This is a genomic window from Microcoleus sp. Aus8_D2 (assembly GCF_036702665.1).
Lineage (GTDB): Bacteria > Cyanobacteriota > Cyanobacteriia > Cyanobacteriales > Microcoleaceae > Microcoleus.
In genome coordinates this window covers 72,614-89,085 of sequence record NZ_JAUBUN010000002.1, presented here as the reverse complement: position 1 = coordinate 89,085, position 16,472 = coordinate 72,614, and the positions used below count along the sequence as shown (strand labels likewise).

At 48.6% G+C, this 16,472-nt stretch carries 19 protein-coding genes and 1 tRNA gene; 8 read left to right on the top strand and 12 right to left on the bottom strand.

Going from position 1 to position 16,472, the window contains the following annotated elements; all coding sequences use genetic code 11:
- Window positions 1–210 precede the first annotated feature (210 nt).
- The 6 genes from QUB64_RS02305 to QUB64_RS02280 all read left to right on the top strand — a co-directional run bounded on the left by QUB64_RS02305 (window position 211) and on the right by QUB64_RS02280 (window position 6,756).
- The gene (locus QUB64_RS02305) at window positions 211–387 is read left to right on the top strand and encodes a hypothetical protein (protein ID WP_333266087.1); all 177 of its coding nucleotides are present in this window, start codon (window positions 211–213) and stop codon (window positions 385–387) included.
- 78 nt (window positions 388–465) lie between these two features.
- Window positions 466–699, top strand: a complete 234-nt coding sequence (locus QUB64_RS02300) for a TPR end-of-group domain-containing protein (RefSeq protein WP_442921625.1) — start codon at window positions 466–468, stop codon at window positions 697–699.
- A gap of 156 nt (window positions 700–855) precedes the next feature.
- Entirely contained in the window at window positions 856–1,242 is a 387-nt protein-coding gene (locus QUB64_RS02295; protein WP_333266085.1) for a hypothetical protein, read from the top strand.
- A gap of 156 nt (window positions 1,243–1,398) precedes the next feature.
- The gene (locus QUB64_RS02290) at window positions 1,399–2,601 is read left to right on the top strand and encodes a tetratricopeptide repeat protein (protein ID WP_333266082.1); all 1,203 of its coding nucleotides are present in this window, start codon (window positions 1,399–1,401) and stop codon (window positions 2,599–2,601) included.
- A 79-nt stretch (window positions 2,602–2,680) separates the two neighbouring features.
- Window positions 2,681–4,204: a carboxypeptidase M32 gene (locus QUB64_RS02285; protein WP_333266390.1), complete on the top strand. Its 1,524-nt coding sequence runs from the start codon at window positions 2,681–2,683 to the stop codon at window positions 4,202–4,204.
- 131 nt (window positions 4,205–4,335) lie between these two features.
- On the top strand, window positions 4,336–6,756 hold the full coding sequence (locus QUB64_RS02280; protein WP_333266080.1) for a sucrose synthase: 2,421 nt from the start codon (window positions 4,336–4,338) through the stop codon (window positions 6,754–6,756).
- 108 nt (window positions 6,757–6,864) lie between these two features.
- Here QUB64_RS02280 and QUB64_RS02275 read toward each other — a convergent pair whose 3' ends face one another.
- On the bottom strand, window positions 6,865–7,143 hold the full coding sequence (locus tag QUB64_RS02275) for a hypothetical protein (RefSeq protein WP_333266078.1): 279 nt from the start codon (window positions 7,141–7,143) through the stop codon (window positions 6,865–6,867).
- 214 nt (window positions 7,144–7,357) lie between these two features.
- Here QUB64_RS02275 and QUB64_RS02270 point away from each other — a divergent pair, with 214 nt between their 5' ends.
- Entirely contained in the window at window positions 7,358–8,104 is a 747-nt protein-coding gene (locus QUB64_RS02270) for a peptidoglycan-binding domain-containing protein (RefSeq protein WP_333266076.1), read from the top strand.
- A gap of 130 nt (window positions 8,105–8,234) precedes the next feature.
- Window positions 8,235–8,316 (top strand) — tRNA-Leu (locus QUB64_RS02265).
- Window positions 8,317–8,398: 82 nt separating this feature from the next.
- Here QUB64_RS02265 and QUB64_RS02260 read toward each other — a convergent pair.
- The 11 genes from QUB64_RS02260 to QUB64_RS02210 form a co-directional block, all read right to left on the bottom strand.
- Window positions 8,399–8,668: a flagellar alpha dynein gene (locus tag QUB64_RS02260; RefSeq protein ID WP_333266074.1), complete on the bottom strand. Its 270-nt coding sequence runs from the start codon at window positions 8,666–8,668 to the stop codon at window positions 8,399–8,401.
- A 32-nt stretch (window positions 8,669–8,700) separates the two neighbouring features.
- Window positions 8,701–9,048: a hypothetical protein gene (locus tag QUB64_RS02255; RefSeq protein WP_333266073.1), complete on the bottom strand. Its 348-nt coding sequence runs from the start codon at window positions 9,046–9,048 to the stop codon at window positions 8,701–8,703.
- A gap of 138 nt (window positions 9,049–9,186) precedes the next feature.
- Window positions 9,187–11,904 carry a DUF5906 domain-containing protein gene (locus tag QUB64_RS02250; RefSeq protein ID WP_333266071.1) on the bottom strand — a complete coding sequence of 906 codons (2,718 nt, stop codon included), beginning with the start codon at window positions 11,902–11,904 and terminating at the stop codon, window positions 9,187–9,189.
- Window positions 11,905–12,043: 139 nt separating this feature from the next.
- On the bottom strand, window positions 12,044–12,469 hold the full coding sequence (locus QUB64_RS02245; RefSeq protein WP_333266069.1) for a hypothetical protein: 426 nt from the start codon (window positions 12,467–12,469) through the stop codon (window positions 12,044–12,046).
- A gap of 391 nt (window positions 12,470–12,860) precedes the next feature.
- Window positions 12,861–13,130 carry a hypothetical protein gene (locus QUB64_RS02240; protein WP_333266067.1) on the bottom strand — a complete coding sequence of 90 codons (270 nt, stop codon included), beginning with the start codon at window positions 13,128–13,130 and terminating at the stop codon, window positions 12,861–12,863.
- The gene (locus tag QUB64_RS02235; protein WP_333266065.1) at window positions 13,127–13,669 is read right to left on the bottom strand and encodes a hypothetical protein; all 543 of its coding nucleotides are present in this window, start codon (window positions 13,667–13,669) and stop codon (window positions 13,127–13,129) included. The genes QUB64_RS02240 and QUB64_RS02235 overlap by 4 nt, the downstream gene beginning before the upstream one ends.
- A complete protein-coding gene (locus QUB64_RS02230; protein WP_333245560.1) occupies window positions 13,660–13,923 on the bottom strand; it encodes a hypothetical protein in 264 nt (87 codons plus the stop codon). The genes QUB64_RS02235 and QUB64_RS02230 overlap by 10 nt, the downstream gene beginning before the upstream one ends.
- 220 nt (window positions 13,924–14,143) lie before the next feature.
- Window positions 14,144–14,653 (bottom strand): hypothetical protein, encoded by a 510-nt coding sequence (locus tag QUB64_RS02225; RefSeq protein ID WP_333266063.1) that lies wholly within the window; start codon window positions 14,651–14,653, stop codon window positions 14,144–14,146.
- The gene (locus tag QUB64_RS02220; protein ID WP_333266061.1) at window positions 14,650–15,102 is read right to left on the bottom strand and encodes a hypothetical protein; all 453 of its coding nucleotides are present in this window, start codon (window positions 15,100–15,102) and stop codon (window positions 14,650–14,652) included. The genes QUB64_RS02225 and QUB64_RS02220 overlap by 4 nt, the downstream gene beginning before the upstream one ends.
- A complete protein-coding gene (locus QUB64_RS02215) occupies window positions 15,095–15,424 on the bottom strand; it encodes a hypothetical protein (protein ID WP_333266059.1) in 330 nt (109 codons plus the stop codon). The genes QUB64_RS02220 and QUB64_RS02215 overlap by 8 nt, the downstream gene beginning before the upstream one ends.
- Window positions 15,421–16,272: a BRO-N domain-containing protein gene (locus QUB64_RS02210; RefSeq protein ID WP_333266057.1), complete on the bottom strand. Its 852-nt coding sequence runs from the start codon at window positions 16,270–16,272 to the stop codon at window positions 15,421–15,423. Before QUB64_RS02210 ends, QUB64_RS02215 begins: the two co-directional genes overlap by 4 nt.
- Between the last annotated feature and the right edge of the window lie 200 nt (window positions 16,273–16,472).

Below are 16,472 nucleotides of genomic sequence, written 5' to 3'. Positions count from 1 at the left end.
CGCAATGACAGTAGTCGTAGGGTGTGTCGCCATTCTTTAATCCCTAACTTGCATAGATCCGCACCTGACAAAATAGTGATCGTAAGGTGCGTCATAGCTGAATATTTTAACCACTTACTCAAGGATTTTCCCCCGCTGGGCCCCCTACTACGGCGATACTAGATATTTTGTTATCCCTTGAAAGATTGATAGTTTCATGAAGAGGTAGAAATGATGAATATAGAATATCAACAAACTTTAAATGACCAACAAAAACTGGAATTTTTGAGGATTCAAAATTTAATTAATGAAGATGGACTAAGGCCAGACCCCAAAGCAGGATTGTTTTTTGAACAAGCTTTACTTTATGGCTCTGCTGAACAATATGCACAGGCGCTAGCCTCCTAGGACAAAGCCTGAGAATTTAAACCAGATGACTCACAAACCTGGTACAAGCGGGGCATTGCACTGCTTAATTTAGGCAGATTGGAAGATGCGAGATCCTCCTACCACAAAGCCTTAGAATTCAAACCAGATTATCACGACGCATTTTATAATAAAGCTTGCAGCTATGCGTTACACAGTCAAGTTGACTCATCTATTCAAAACTTGCAGCGTGCAATTAATCTAGATCCTGACGAATACCGAGAAATGGCAACAACAGACTCGGATTTTGACGGCGTGCGATCGCACCCTCAGTTTCAAGCCTTGATTGAATGATAGGGATTTGCCGTTGGGCGGGGGCGGGTTTACGAGATTGTCGGTGTAGAGGCAATTATTGTTGGTAAAACCCCCCCCTACAGCATCACAAACACTCTCTGATGGGCTAATGAATAATGAGGTAAAAGATGACTCAACTAAATGTAACTGTAATTAATGGCTGACCTGAAGCGACTAGAAGCACTAGAAGCTGCCCTCATTAATAAAGCAAAACTAGAAGAATATCAATGGCTAAAAGCTGCGATCGCAAATCCAGCCTTTGATTCTCTTAGAGACTCAGCCGAAGATATCTACACTTTAGCTGATGGCTTGCCATTCCACGACTCAGAATGCATTAAAACAGTAGCGATCGAGCCTAATTTTGGTTCGATTCTCGACCCGGAAGCAGACATTTATACCATCGCTGACGGTAAACCATTCCATGACCAAGGGCGAGGATTGTCATACCTCAGGCAGCTCGCCCTTTCCTCCCTTCTAGGCAATTCCCTAAAAAAAATAGTAAAAATCAATACATCCAAACCAACAGCCCGACAAAAATACTGAGAATTCAACTCGAAAAAATTGAAAAAGTTCCCCAGTTAATGTAAAATGGTCAACAATAACAAAATAAGGTACAATCGCCACCATTAGATGGCAGATGGCGAAAAACATCGCATATAAAAGAAAAAACGACAATTTTACATAATGAGGTGAAAACCCTTGCAAAAATTAGCTAGCAGAGAAAAGCCGATCGACTCTGGAGAAAAATCCATACCAGTCAACCTCCAAAACGCTCAAACGTTGTACGATCGCGGTAACGCCCTAGACGCAATGGGACGATTGTCCGCAGCGCTCGAATCCTGGTCATCCGCGATCGAACTCGAACCGAAATTTTATGAGGCATGGTACAACAAAGGCGTAGCCCTCAAAAAATTGGGACGGCTAGAAGAAGCGATCTCCGCCTACAACAAATCCTTGAAAATTCAACCAAACAATCCAGAAGCGTGGTATAATCGCGCCAACGTTTTGCGGAAGGTCAACAGACTCTCAGAAGCGATCGCCTCCTACGAACACGCGATCGAACTCAAGTCGGACTATCACGAAGCTTGGACGAACCGCGGCAACACCCTCGTCAACTTGGAAAAATTCTCAGAAGCGATCGAATCCTACAACAAAGCGATCGCCATCAAAGCAGACTACTGCGAAGCTTGGTACAACAAAGCATTCGCCCTGAAACACTCCGGCAAAAATACAGCGGCGATCGCCTCCTACGATCGGGCACTGGAACTAAGACCAGACTTGCATCAAGCCTGGTACAACCGCGGCTTAGCCCTAGCCGATGAAAAACTCTACGCGGAAGCCGTCGCCTCCTACGACAAAACCCTGCAACTGCGGCCGAATTCCCCTGAAGTCTTCAACAAGCGCGGCACGGCGATCGCCCAAATGGGACAATTTTCCGAGGCGATCGCATCCTGGGACAAAGCCCTCGCACTCAAGCCCGATGACAGCGAAACCTGGTACAACCGCGGGTTAGCCTTAGTCAACTTAAAACTCTTTGAAGACGCGATCGCCTCTTGGGACAAAACCCTAGAGTTGCAGCCAGAAAACATCGAAGCCTGGTACAACCGCGCCGTCGCCCTCAAAAAAATCCAACGCTTTACTGAAGCCATCGCCTGCTACGATCGCATCATCGCGATCACACCCGACGATCCACATCTTTACTATCAAAAAGCTTGCATTTACGCCCTAGAAAAAGCAGCAGACGATCGCACAAACAACCCGGAAGCTGTAGCAACCAGCACCCGCAAAGCGATCGAAAACTTGTCAAAGGCGATCGAACTCAATCCCAAGAAATACCGGAAACTATGCCAGAATGACTCTAAATTGCGTACAATACGGGAACAGGTGCGGTTTTTAGCTTGATTTCAGGGTAGCAATGATTGATGGATACCGATGCCGCACTGCAACCTTTGTAGGCAAAACAGCACCACAAACCCCAATCATGCAAACCCTAGACAAAACTCAAGCAAAATTCGCTCAACTCGCAGCGTACCTCAGGGAAGTTACCGACATCGAATCAGCCTCGTCACTGCTGCATTGGGATCAGGCGACTTATATGCCTGCCAAAGGTGCAAGTGCCAGAGGCCGCCAGTTGGCCACTCTCAAACAAATATCCCACGAAAAATTTACCGACCCAAAAATTGGCGAACTCCTAGAAGACTTGCGTTTCTACGAACAAACCCTCCCCTACGATTCCACCGCAGCTAGCCTGATCCGGATCGCGCGCAGAGATTACGATCGCGCCGCCAGAGTCCCCGCAGCCTTCATGTCCGCACTCTGCCGCCACCAAGCCGACTGCTACGAAGTTTGGGCCACAGCCAAAGCAGCCAACAACTTCTGGGCCGTCGAACCCTATCTCGAAAAAACCTTAGAATTAAGCAGGCAGTACGCCGACTTTTTCCCCGGATACGAACACATTGCCGATCCTTTGATCGATCGCAGCGACTACGGCATGAAAGTCTCCCTGCTGCGCCCGCTGTTCGCCCAACTGCGTCAAGAATTAGTACCCATAGTCGAAGCCATCACCTCACAACCTCCCGCCGACGACTCCTGCTTGCACCAAAAATTCTCAGAAGCTCAACAGCTAGAATTCACCCGCACAGTCGTACAACGGATGGGGTACGACTTCCAGCGGGGACGGCAAGACACCACCCTGCACCCCTTCATGACCAACTTCTCCATAGACGACGTGCGCATCACCACCCGCGTCTACGAAGATCACCTCGATCAAGCACTCTTCAGCAGCATCCACGAAGCCGGGCACGCCCTCTACGAACTCGGCAATTCCCCGGAATATGAAGGCACGCTTCTCGCAGGCGGCATTTCCTCCGGCGTGCACGAAAGCCAGTCGCGGCTTTGGGAAAATTTAGTCGGGCGCAGCCGCGGTTTTTGGCAGTGTTTTTACCCGCAACTGCAAAGCCTATTTCCGCAGCAATTGGGCGACGTATCCCCAGACTCATTTTACCGCGCCATTAACAAAGTCTCGCGATCGCTCGTCCGCACCGACGCTGACGAAGTAACCTACAACCTCCACGTCGCCATCCGCTTTGACCTAGAATTGGCAATGGTAGAGGGAAAACTAGCAGTGCGCGATCTCCCCGAAGCCTGGAACGAACGCTATAAAACTGACCTCGGCGTTGTCCCCGCCACCGACAGCGATGGTGCGATGCAGGATGTTCACTGGTATGCTGGTACGATCGGCGGAATGTTTCAAGGTTACACCCTCGGCAACTTGATGAGCGCTCAATTCTATGAAACCGCACTCAAAAACCGTCCCGAAATTCCCGCACAAATAGAACAGGGAAACTTTAGCGTACTCCACGACTGGCTCAAACAAAACATCTACGACCACGGCCGCAAATACACTGCCGTCGAATTGATCGATCGCGTCACCGGTTCACCTTTAACCATCGATCCGTTTGTCCGCTACATTCGTCACAAATACGGAGAATTTTATGTCATTTGAGGGAGTGCAATTTCCGATTGCAGACTTTAAAATGAGATTAAAAAAAGTAGGCGCCTAAAGAAAGGGTGGTACTAATACAGTATCGCCCTTTTTTAGAGCGAAAATCAAAAATCTCAAATAAGGGAGTATCTATGTCTGAACTCTTTGAGGCTGTTATCGCCAGCGACGAAAAAACCGACTTGCGGCAATTTGCCAGCGATTTGCGGGCTTTGGGAAACAAATATTTACTGCGAAACGATATAGTTAGCGCTTTTGCCACCTACTGCACCAAATACGAAAAGCCCGAACAGTTCCATCAATCTTCTCATTTGAGCAAACTGATTTACTACGTTCAGGAAATTATTCTCGAAGAAGGCAGCCTTTGCGTCCTGCTGCGGCCAAAAATTGCTACAATGGAAGTAGTGCGAGTTGGAGACGACTTGACACTGGAACCGATGACAGTCCAAGAATTGCTCGACGTGCGCGATCGCTTCGTCAACCACTTTCACCCCCAAGAAGGCGACATCCTCGAACTAGATTTCGGCCCTTTTTACGACTATTCCCCCTCCATTCGCGACCCCAAAAACATCGGCAAAGGAGTGCAATTCCTCAACCGATACCTGTCCAGCAAACTGTTTCAAGACTCCAAACAGTGGCAGGAAACTCTATTTGATTTCTTGCGGATTCACCGCTACAACGGCGTACAGTTACTAATTAACGATCGCATAAAATCTCAAGAACAACTTTCAGAACAAGTCAAAAAAGCCCTCACCTTTGTCAGCCAACTTGCTGAAGACGAACCCTACGAGAGATTTAAATTTGTCCTGCAAATGATGGGGTTGGACGCAGGTTGGGGAAATACCGCAGCCCGGGTGCAAGAAACCCTAGGAATTCTCGACGAATTAATTGATTCCCCCGACCCGCAAACCCTAGAAGCATTTATTTCTCGCATCCCGATGATTTTCAAAATCGTCCTAGTTTCTCCTCACGGCTGGTTCGGCCAAGAAGGAGTTTTGGGGCGGCCGGATACGGGCGGCCAAGTAGTTTATGTACTCGATCAAGCCAAGAATTTAGAGAAACAACTGCAAGAAGACATTCATCTTGCCGGTCTCGATACTTTAGGCGTCAAACCTAAAGTAATTATTCTCACCAGGTTAATTCCTAACAGCGACGGCACGCGCTGCAACGAACGTTTGGAAAAAGTTTACGGCACAGAAAATGCTTGGATTTTGCGGGTTCCATTCCGAGAGTTCAATCCCAAACTGACTCAAAATTGGATTTCGCGGTTCGAGATTTGGCCTTATTTGGAAACTTACGCGATCGATGCCGAAAAAGAACTGCTGGCAGAGTTTCAGGGCAAGCCAGATTTAATAATTGGCAACTATTCTGACGGCAATTTGGTGGCATTTTTGCTGTCTAGAAAACTAAAAGTTACTCAGTGCAATATTGCCCACGCGCTGGAAAAATCGAAATATTTGTTCAGCAATCTCTACTGGCAAGAATCAGAGGAAAAATACCATTTTGCGCTGCAATTTACTGCCGATATCATTGCCATGAATGCAGCTAATTGTATTGTCAGCAGCACTTATCAAGAGATTGTCGGTAAACCCGATAGTGTCGGGCAGTACGAATCTTACAATTGTTTTACCATGCCTGATTTGTACCACGTCGTCAACGGCATTGAACTGTTCAGCCCTAAATTTAACGTCGTGCCGCCGGGAGTCAACGAAAGTGTATACTTTCCCTATACGCGGAGCGAAGACAGGGTGCATGGCGATCGCGATCGGCTCAACGAACTGCTGTTTACTCTAGAAGACCCCGAACAAGTCTTCGGAACACTCGACGACCCGCAAAAGCGCCCTTTATTTTCCATGGCCAGGCTCGATCGCATTAAAAACCTGACAGGCTTAGCAGAATTGTTTGGAAAAAGCCAGGAATTGCAAGCAAAATGCAACTTAATTCTAGTAGCCGGCAAGCTGAGAGTCGAAGAAACCGAAGACTACGAAGAAGCAGAAGAAATTAAAAAGCTCTACGCAATTATCGACCAGTACAACCTGCACGGTAAAATTCGCTGGCTGGGAGTGCGGCTTTCCAAAAGCCTGTCCGGCGAAATCTACCGGGTAATCGCCGACGGCCAAGGTATATTTGTACAGCCAGCCTTATTTGAAGCTTTCGGCTTGACAATTCTCGAAGCAATGATTACCGGCATTCCCACTTTCGGGACGCAGTTTGGCGGCCCGCTGGAAATCATTCAAGATGGGGTAAATGGGTTTTATATCAACCCGACACAACACCAGGAAACTGCCCAAAAAATTCTAGATTTTTTCTCGAAATGCGAACAAAATCCCAACTATTGGTATGAAATTTCAACGCGAGGAATAGACAGAGTTTACAGCACCTATACCTGGAAAATTCACACTACCAAGCTGCTGACGCTCGCCCGGACTTACGGTTTCTGGAACTACTCGTCCAAGGAAAACCGCGAAGATATGCTCCGCTACATAGAAGCGCTGTTTTATCTGATTTACAAGCCGAGAGCGAAGGCTTTATTGGCAGAACACGCGAAGCGATAAGTGGCGAGTTTTGCTTCTCTAGGGGCCGGTTGACACCAAAAACTTTGCCTCCGAGCGATCGACTAGGTATGTTGTTCCGCAAAGAGCGCTCTTTGCGCAACAACGTACCTAGTATTTAAGGTGGATGCTAAGAAACCCGGTTTCTACGAAAATATTGGGTTTGGTAACGAAACATCTCTGCTGAAACCGGGTTTCTGACGAATAGTGCGCGATCGGGCCCAACATCCAACTCGCAACTTCTAACTCGCAACTGCTGACGGTGGCTCTCCCCGTTACCCAAATTCTAGAGGTCAGGACAGATATAGCAACTGCCCTGACCGTTAGGACGTTCTTAATGACCCAAACATCAGCGGTGGATTCCTTCTTCCTTCTATCCGTTACATCCATTACTTGCAATCTGCTGCCGAACTTCCTTTGTGTCGTTCGCGTCTTCGCGATTAGTAAAAAAATCACCTTCAAAACATCCGTTAAATCCGTTACAGAATCCGCTGCCGAACTTCCTTCTTCTTTATTTCTCAGAAAGCTATCCGGGTAATACAATGAGATGGAGAAACATGAAAATAGGGAAACCTTGTCAAACCTTACCAACAGGATGAAACTTATGCGTGTAACTACTGTTACGATTTTCAGCTTGCTCGCTCTGCTCGCTCCCGGGTTGACCAGAAAGGCAAATGCAGCCTTCGAGTCCAAACCCTTTGTGCAGGAACAGTACCGCACAGACTTTGCAGCTCCCGCCGATCCGGGAGCGTCGGCACAGCCTGAGGCAACTTCCCAAGGAGATATGTTTAATAAGCCTTTTTATGCAGGGGATCAAAAGCCTGTCAGAAAGGAAAAAACTATCTCGGCGGGAGCTGACGGCCCAGAAGTGGCCACCATACAGCAGCGGTTACAAGTTCACGGTTTCGCGATCGGCACGATCGACGGTTCCTATGGTTCTCGCACCACATCCGCTGTCAGTGCTTTTCAGCAGTCTAAGCAGTTGAAGTCAGACGGCATCGTGAACAAAGAAACTTGGACAGCTTTAGCAGCAGATCCGGCGCGCGCTCCTGAAACTTTGCAGAGCAATGCTCCAATTGACAACAGCGCTCCAATTCAGAGCAATGCTCCAATTCAGAGCAATGCTCCTGTGCCCGGCAATCCTGCCACTGCTCTGACTAAAGGCGCTGCCGGTTCCAAGGTGAAGACGCTACAGGTGCGTTTGGAAGTACAGGGTTACGATCCGGGCCCGATCGATGGCATTTTTGGCGCTCGCACTGCTACGGCTGTTAAGAAATTTCAGGAGTATAAGGGTTTGACGGCTGACGGCGTGGTGGATGAAATCACCTGGAAGGCGATCGGGCAAAACTAAGTGACGAGTTAAAAATACGGAAAATTGCTGTGGCGATGACTCATCAATGAACCCGGTGTCCAAAAATGACCGGGTTTTTGGATGTTGACGCATCGCTCGGTTGTGTGTTATATTAGTTGAATGTGAAAATGCGGATATGGCGAAATTGGCAGACGCGCCAGATTTAGGTTCTGGTTCCGAAAGGAGTGAAGGTTCAAGTCCTTTTATCCGCACTACTCTTAACGCTTTGTACATCAATAGTTTCAGGTTCGTTACGCCATTAAAACTTATGCTTTCCGCTCATCCTTCGCTAATTTAGGTGCCAAGTATTTCCAAAACCACCTCCATATCTGCCAAGTCCGCCCTCGACTTTTTGCGTGTGGTTTTCAACTGGTTGAGCAAGTCGGCCGGCTCTGGAAATTCTGCGACGGTCGGAGCCGAGTTTTTGTTTTCCTCCCGATCGCGCTGCGCTTCCTTGAGTTCTTGCTCCAGCATCTGAACCTTCAGACCCAAATCGCCGTTGCGCTCGTGTAGCTGATTCAGTTCTGCATCCCATTCTGCAAGTTGCTTGTTGGCCGCTTTCAATTCCTGCCTGAGCGATTCATCGTTGCCATCACTCAGGCACTCAATTTTCCCAGCCGTTCCTCAATGGCGGCCATCCGCTCCATCACGGGGTCAAGGCTTGAACTTACAGCCTTGTCTACAATGTCTACAATATTTGTAGACACGACATCATGAGAGTTTGTTGTAGACACCTCGGCGGGAGGTGTAGACACATCGTCTGATGATGTAGACACAGGATTGCCGCTGGTTGTATACAGCTTGTAGTTACCGTACACTCCCGATATTTCCTTGAGAATGCGCTGTGCAGCTTGACTGACCGACTCACCCTCTAGTCTCTGAGCTTCTATCCAGTTCAGGAAGTGGCCGGAAGCTCTGAACGATACGACTTGACTTTGACTCATTGTAGACATCTGTATACGGCATTTGTCTACACTAACAGACTGCTGTCTACACTGTCAACAAATGTCTACAGAGGTTGTAGACATGAAAATCCCCCAGTTAAGGGGGATGAGTTTTAGCCGCTAGTTGTCAGGCAGCGGCTAAATTTTCCGCAGGTCGCAGAACAACATAGAAATTATCCGTCCGCCCTTGTGACCTTCCCGTTCTTGCCAGTCAACCTTGCAACTGATACTCGTGTGAATTTCAATGATGCGACCGTGCCAGTTGTAGCTAGAGTTCTCTGGTTTGTTGCCAGCCACTTTGTCTCCGACTCTAAAAGCTTTGAGCGGGTCGGAGCAAGGGACGCCCGTGAGTAGTTCTGTCAGTTTTTGCTTGTCAGAGAGGGTGAGTTTTGCGATCGCATTGCACAATTCCAAAATAGTTGGGTTTTGTGCTCCACCATCTCCACCAGCTTGCTGTGTAAGGATTGTTTGCTCCACCAGTGCTCCACCCGTAATTTCTTGGTGGAGCAATGGTGGAGACGATTTCCTTGCTGTGTCTACTGGTGGAGCAGGTGGAGCACTTTTTGCACTTTTTTCTGGTTTTTGTTTTACGATGCCTAAATAGTAAAAATCTCCTTTCGTTCGTCCAGACTCAAAAACTCCTTCTGTATGTCGGTATTTTTCCAAGTTCGGGACTAACTCGCTCAATCGGGCATACAGTTGGTTGATAGCTTTTACAGGAGCATCACGCCCCGGCAACTCATTCCAGACTCGTTTCTCCTTGCCGTCGCGGTCATACTCAACCTCAAGGGTTCCCGTCTCTATGTACCAGTCCACCAAGTCATTCCACGCATCTTTGGCGTAAACGCGATCGCCTTTGCCAGCCTCATATCCCCTGTCTCGCATGAATTGCCACAGGTGATTTGATTTTTCCTGAGCTTCCCGTAAAGCAGCCTCGCCGGAACTATAATCAATACCCTCAGCCAATATCACAGGAATTCGCGCCAGCATCATGTTAAGCATGGCAGGGGCAACGTGCTTAAGGACAAAATCTTTGTCGCTCTTTAAGCGTGGGTCTGCCTCCAACTGTCCTCGACTTGCATCCGCTCCGACGGCGTAAGTTTTCTTGAAATCAACAATGCAGTATCGGCTCCTGATTGCTTCAGCATCGCTGCTGATAGATGGCACGGCATTGCAATTCGCGAGAAACGTAGCTTGAGGCTCATAAGGATATTCCCCGCGTCCTTTGTGTTCGATGGTGAGTTCATCCCCAGTGATGAATTGCTTGAGGCTTTGCAGCTTATCCAGTCTCACGGCATCCGAGTTTTCACTTGACCAATTGCACAGGGAATTCTCCAACCCAGCGAGAGGAAACTTCCGGCCGGTGTCATAAATCTGGAAATCCTTAAGAGTTTTGCCCGTCACACCTCGCCCCAGAACCATAAGAAGCGCAATCCGCAAAGTATCTTTGCCGTTGCTGCCTTCGCCGTGCAGCAACAGCCCTTTGACCCTCGACATTTTCAAACGAACCAGTGGCAAGCACAGAGAAGCGGCAAAAGTTCTGAGAATGATTTCTCGCTGCGATGGCTCAAGGCATTCAAGAAGGCGATCGCAATCCGAGGGGTTTACATTCGGGTCATACTTGCAGCCCACATAGGTATAAATTCTGTCTGGACTGTGGCGGACAAGGGAATGAGAGCCGTCATCGTGGATGATTACCACCCCATTGGAGCAATTTAACCCCGGCGGATTGACCTCCTTGATGTCTACAGCGCGACCCAAAACCACCCAATTAAAAATCTCGTCAATACTTCCCGACTTGGCACGGTTGCAGACATAGACGGCGTTGCGATTCTTCTCCGAGTAGGTGTTCAGCCAATCTCTGATACGCCGCTTCTCCAACTTTTCTGGCCGCTCCTCATAGTAAGTGCCAGTGAATTGGTAAAGTAGCCCGCCAATAGACACCCAGTGACCCTCAGAATAGAGCGCTGACTCGGCTTTTTGAACAAAATTTTGCTCTGGAACTGGTGCTGTATCAGGGATGTAGTAGTTTAAACTACTGTCATACTTCTGGCATACTACTTCTTCTCGCGTGCGCAGGTGAGGAGTTAGAGAATTTAGTATGTCTTGAGCGCTGAGTTTTTTGTCCTCAATCCAATCTCTGACATCTAATCCCTGACTTTTTGGCAAATTATCCCAAGCCCAGGAGTCTGGATAACAGTAGAGCCACATCGCCTCTGGGAAGTGCTGGGAAAGTTTAGCCGCGTCCTCAACTCCCGGTATGTCGCGGTCGGGGCAAATAACAACCTTTGCACCTTGTAAATCGCTTGTGTCAGTGATTCGCCACTTACCCATGCCGCCGATGCTGGTGGTAGCGGCCAAACCTAAATCCCACAGAATGTCAGCGCAAGATTCGCCGTCAACGATAAAAACTTGTTGACCGTTGGCGATCGCCTTTTGAACCTCGGCACGGCAATAAACGGGGATGCTGGCACGTTCAACCTTGCCCAAACCCATCGCCCAATCGTTTTTATCTTTGTCCCAATGCTGCTGCTTGATATCCTTCTTGCGATCGTCGCCGAAGTCAGTGCGCTTAACCCGAACAAGCGGGGAGCCGTCGCGAGCTGGGTATTCAAAATAGCGAGTTTGAGCGGGGCGGACAGCTTTTTTCTCTTGAACAGGTGCGTAGTAGAGATGACCGTCTTGATCTGACTTGGCAGTCGCTTCCCAGCCAGTAGCGGGCGGTTGGTCGCGGTTGCAGACTGACAAATCACCTACGGAATAGCACCAATCTGGTTTGCCACAGTGCAAGCAGGGGTTGTCTTTAGAAACGCGAATCAGCTTGGACTTGGGATTTGATGTATTATTTGAATACATAGGTTTAGCTCGCCCTCAAGGCGAGTTGAATGTTTACTTCCAAAAAGCCGTTGCGGTTCAGGTTCCAATTGAAAGCAGCGGTTTTTTGGTGCGCGGGTAAAGAATTTGGAGCTAGACAGGGGGAACCGCTCCGCTTGGATTAATAAGCGGAGTCAGCCAAGTCGCTGCGAGCACAGCTACCCTGTTCGGTCTTATGGGGAATAGGAATAAATGCCACAGGTGGCGGCCCTCTACCTACCAAAGGCTGAAGCACTTCTATCCGTGGAGCCGGAATGCGGAGGCAGGTTGGTGCTAAGCGACGGCGGATGAAGCGGGTCGGTACCAGCCTATTAAGCTTTAGGATGAGTTCTTCGAGTTCTAGTTCGACGAGTAGTGAGTAGCAGTACCAGCCCCCCTCCGAGAGCAAGTCAGTCACCCGTTCCATGTATAGCGCTTCTAGTGCCCCGTCCAGTTCCTCGTCGGGGAGTAGTCCGTTTTCTGCTACACCTAACCCGTGTGGGGCAATTATCTCTAGAAGTCGATCAATTAGTTGTCCTAGTAGCCTTGCTGTTATGTTTAGTATCATTGCCATATGTTACCGGCGAGGGGGAGCGATGGGAGTCAGTGGGAATAAGTGTGATTTTTGACGGTTATCCGATGACAGCTTGATTCATAGAAGCAATAACCGATAAAAATCTTTAATTTATAACTTAGTTTCCTTATAGGGCAAGGGTTTGCGGTCACTGTATTTACTTCTTGAAGGCTAAGGTACAAGGTGGAGTCTGTAAGGAAGGTTGCACCCCTAAAACTTAGAAACTTGTTGCTGTCGGGAGGCATGGCGTTTAATATACTGCAAAATTCCTCGAAACCTAATAGGTTTGCAATTTTAGTATGTGAGAATAGACACTCGCATTTGAGCGATTTTGCCACCCTCGGAAATTGCCAAATCTCAGAGGATGGCTTCCTGATAGGAAGTATTAATCGCGCTGGCCACCCAAAACTGCATCCCACAGTCGAGGTTGTGGTTCCGCCGGTGTTGGCGGGACTGCTACACCGAGCTGGGGTAATTGCAGGTCATTGAGGTAGTAAGCGTACTGATTGCTATCCCCTCTTTGCGGGTAATACTTGCCGTTAGTTTTCCAGAAGAAATCTTTGCCTCGCAAAACCGCCAGAACTAACTCTATTTCTGACTTAGTGCCAGTCAATCTTAGGGATGCCGTGGTTGGGATGTTTGGCGGTCTGTTCATGACTTTTCCCCTTCAAACTGATTGAGTAAATTTTGCAGTTTCACCTTGCCTTCTGAGAATTTACGCCCTCCCATTTTGAGTACATTCTCAACAATCCACGTCACAGACTTACCCGCTTCCATTGACTTACAAACTTCCAAGTATATAGGGTAATCAGGAGAGTCGGAAGCGGAAGCAGTTTCCTGTAAGCCGCTGCTATATATAGCTTCCAGGGCTTGACGGCTGGCTTCCACGTCAACGCCAGGGTTCGTCAGGATAAGTTCGGCTTCCTGCTGTCTTTGTTGCTGTGAAATGTAAGCGCTTGTCGAGATTTCATCAATCACATCGGCAGTGATAGCCCGCTCTTTAATTGCCTCAATCTCCCCTTGCTCAGACAGTTTGCGGGCGATGTTACCCGCCGACACTGCACAAGCAATTGCAGCACACAAACTCACCCCTTGCACCGCTTTGTGAGTGTCTAGCTTTTTGTCTAGTGCTGCTAGTGGAACCAACCACAGCACGACAGAGGACGCACTCAACACAAACAGTTTTAACTGCATAAAAACACCCCCAAACCAATTAGCAGCATCGCTAAACCGCCAATCAAAAGTGCTTGCAGGTCAGCGACTGAAATCTTGAGCAACTTGCTCAGGGAGTAATCGAGCAACCAACTCAGCCCCCAAGCAATCGCAATTGCTGCTAATAGGAATAAAACCGCTTTCATTGCCATCGGATGCAGGCTCGCTATCCACCCCAAAAGGGAGAAAGCGACGCACCCAGCAACGAAGTAATTTGCCAGATACATCGCTTTCATTATTTTTTGCCTCCTAACACGACATCCCACGGGCGGGGCTGGGGGGTTGGCACGGCGGGGGGGCGGAAATTCTCCAAGGTATAGGAGCATCGGTTACGCCCAAAAGGGGAATTTGATATTTCCGCAAAGTGGGTAAGGTCAAACGTGAATCCGTTAGCCCTTAAAGCTTCTATTAATTGCTTCAATTCTTTTTTGTTGCCGGCAAGCCACATATATTCCATTAGCTTGCACCTCCCGTCAGCTTGGCTTTGATTTCGTCAATCCGAGTACGGGCATCGCTGTCAGCTTTATCAATCCCTAAACCCAGTCGGGCATAACCGGGTCGGAGTGCGTGTAATTTTTTCGCCAAGCCAGCGTTAGCGCGTATCTTGCCTAGCTCATTTTCTGCAACCGCACCCTCATATTTGCGATGCTCTTTGTGAACTGTTTTGTCAGCCACTTCAATCTTGGATAAAGCTTTGTAAGCACGTTTAGACTGCCGTGCCTCGTCTGTTTTCTCCTTTGCCAAATCTTTCATTGCGTCCGCTTCTTCCTTCGTGAAATAGCGCGGGGCGGGAACTACGGGAACACTACGAACTGAGTCAAAGTTACCAGGATTTGATGGCGTTATAACGCTTGCGTCAGTGCTTGCCAAAACTTTTGACTTGTCAATAGCGTGTCCGCCGTCGTTGCTGGCAGTGAGTTTTTCAGCATCAGAATTACCGCCAAACAGTCGCAGTTGTAAGCTCATGATTTTGTCCCGATTTGAATGTTGATGCGAACTGGGGAGGGAAATAAATTCAGGGGATTGATTTGTCGCCACATGGACATTGCCAACACAAACACTCCCGCCGATGCGAGTGCGAGTGCGATGAGTTGAGAGAGGTCAACCCACTCTAAAAAGCTGGTGGAATTCTGGCGACTAAAACCGCACACGGGGAACGAACCGTCGTTAGTCCAATCTAGGGTGTCTACAGTGTCTACACTTTCCACCTCAAGCGGTTCAGGCGTGGTGTCTACACTGTCTAGCGGTGTGTCTAGCGACTCGCCGTCAACGAGGTAGAGTTTCAGCAGCGCTTCCCATGTAGCAGTTTTGCTGAGTTTTCCAAACTGTCTAGCATCTTCGTTGGTGAAGCCACGGTCATAGGCGATCGCCCTGAGTTGGTCAATTCGACGGTAGCTGACTATGGGTTTAGTCATGGCTGACAAGCCTCAACTGCTCGGCCCCGGTCGGCTCGCCGTCGTAGCAGGGATAGCAGGAGTCAGCACCGCAAGTGCTGTGCGTCCAGTAGATGTAATAAACCCAACTATTAGCCGGAAAACCTGAGTGACTTTCTGGCAGCCATCGCAGACCCAAAACCTCACCAAAATCAACAACGTCCTCGTCAAATTCGTCAACCCAGTCGCTGGCAACTAAATCGCCGATACGAAAACGTGGCACAAATAGCAAAGCGGCCGATGCGATTTTTTGCAATAACTCGCGACGGGGAAATGTAGCAGAAAGGTTTGCTAAAGGTTTCATAGTGCTTCTTCTCCAGAAACCTCTAAACCTTGCACGTAGCCAATCCCCGACAGGTAAGTACATCCATGTCGTGCTGTGGCCCCACGTTCCGTGTACCGCCGTCTCCGAAGTTTAGGAAAAATCTCGCAAAGCCTTCGGTATACCTGGTTGATAGCTTTTACAGGAGTATCCCGTTTATTTTGCAACTCACGCCAAGTTAACTTCTCTTTGCCCTTGACAATCTCAACCTTCAGTACCCCAGTCCTGACGTACCAGTCGCGCAACTGCTGCCAGAGGTCAATAAGGTCAATTTGACTATCGGGTTGATATTCCAAGCCGACTTCACGGACAAATTCCATCAAATGACTGGTGCTGCGCGGTGTCCACTTGGGTTGCTTCTTGTCCTTTGCCTTGGTCTTACTGAGGCTAGCTAGGGCTGCTGCCAGCATTTTCTGCTGTTCGTTGATGACCTCGACCTGGGTCTGGGCGAGTTCGATGAGTTGAGATACTTGAGGGTCAAAAACCTGTTCAGATGTGGAACGAGAATAGCTCCCTGTCCGGCGGATGCTGGGTAGCACTTCCTCAAACATCCAAATTCGGAACCGTTGGGCTGCTGGCTTGTCCGAGCGAAAAATAAGTTCGTACAAACCGGGCTCAGTTACGGTGAGAACTTGTTGAGGGCCGCCAGGGGTATGTATTGAATACATACCCTTCCAGTTCTCAGGCATCTTTGCAAGCCGACGACTAAGCGTGCTTTGTTCAATTCCTAAAACAGCGCCCACATCGGCGGCCACCCACACAAGGGTATCGGTTAGACCGATACCCCTAATTTCTTGACCCTCGAAATTGAAAATTGATAGTTCAGTCATTGCAAAACCTCGCAAACTCAATCATTAAGAGTTGCGATCGTCCGCAAAGACAACCGTCTAAAAATGTCATAATTTATCGGCTCCAAACGTTCTGATTCAACGGTTTGGGGAAGTCGTGACTTGGTTAGCGGTGCAAACGCTAGTCAGTCGCGCATCAATCTTCCTTAGTTACTCACGATTGCAGACTTACAGTTCCTTGT

Excerpts from the sequence above, each read along its gene's own strand:
- QUB64_RS02305 (WP_333266087.1), top strand. The coding sequence starts at position 211 with ATGATGAATATAGAATATCAACAAACTTTAAATGACCAACAAAAACTG.
- QUB64_RS02295 (WP_333266085.1), top strand. The coding sequence starts at position 856 with ATGGCTGACCTGAAGCGACTAGAAGCACTAGAAGCTGCCCTCATTAAT.
- QUB64_RS02285 (WP_333266390.1), top strand. The coding sequence starts at position 2,681 with ATGCAAACCCTAGACAAAACTCAAGCAAAATTCGCTCAACTCGCAGCG.
- QUB64_RS02280 (WP_333266080.1), top strand. The coding sequence starts at position 4,336 with ATGTCTGAACTCTTTGAGGCTGTTATCGCCAGCGACGAAAAAACCGAC.
- QUB64_RS02275 (WP_333266078.1), bottom strand. The coding sequence starts at position 7,143 with ATGGATGTAACGGATAGAAGGAAGAAGGAATCCACCGCTGATGTTTGG.
- QUB64_RS02270 (WP_333266076.1), top strand. The coding sequence starts at position 7,358 with ATGCGTGTAACTACTGTTACGATTTTCAGCTTGCTCGCTCTGCTCGCT.
- QUB64_RS02255 (WP_333266073.1), bottom strand. The coding sequence starts at position 9,048 with ATGAGTCAAAGTCAAGTCGTATCGTTCAGAGCTTCCGGCCACTTCCTG.
- QUB64_RS02250 (WP_333266071.1), bottom strand. The coding sequence starts at position 11,904 with ATGTATTCAAATAATACATCAAATCCCAAGTCCAAGCTGATTCGCGTT.
- QUB64_RS02245 (WP_333266069.1), bottom strand. The coding sequence starts at position 12,469 with ATGATACTAAACATAACAGCAAGGCTACTAGGACAACTAATTGATCGA.
- QUB64_RS02240 (WP_333266067.1), bottom strand. The coding sequence starts at position 13,130 with ATGAACAGACCGCCAAACATCCCAACCACGGCATCCCTAAGATTGACT.
- QUB64_RS02235 (WP_333266065.1), bottom strand. The coding sequence starts at position 13,669 with ATGCAGTTAAAACTGTTTGTGTTGAGTGCGTCCTCTGTCGTGCTGTGG.
- QUB64_RS02230 (WP_333245560.1), bottom strand. The coding sequence starts at position 13,923 with ATGAAAGCGATGTATCTGGCAAATTACTTCGTTGCTGGGTGCGTCGCT.
- QUB64_RS02225 (WP_333266063.1), bottom strand. The coding sequence starts at position 14,653 with ATGAGCTTACAACTGCGACTGTTTGGCGGTAATTCTGATGCTGAAAAA.
- QUB64_RS02220 (WP_333266061.1), bottom strand. The coding sequence starts at position 15,102 with ATGACTAAACCCATAGTCAGCTACCGTCGAATTGACCAACTCAGGGCG.
- QUB64_RS02215 (WP_333266059.1), bottom strand. The coding sequence starts at position 15,424 with ATGAAACCTTTAGCAAACCTTTCTGCTACATTTCCCCGTCGCGAGTTA.
- QUB64_RS02210 (WP_333266057.1), bottom strand. The coding sequence starts at position 16,272 with ATGACTGAACTATCAATTTTCAATTTCGAGGGTCAAGAAATTAGGGGT.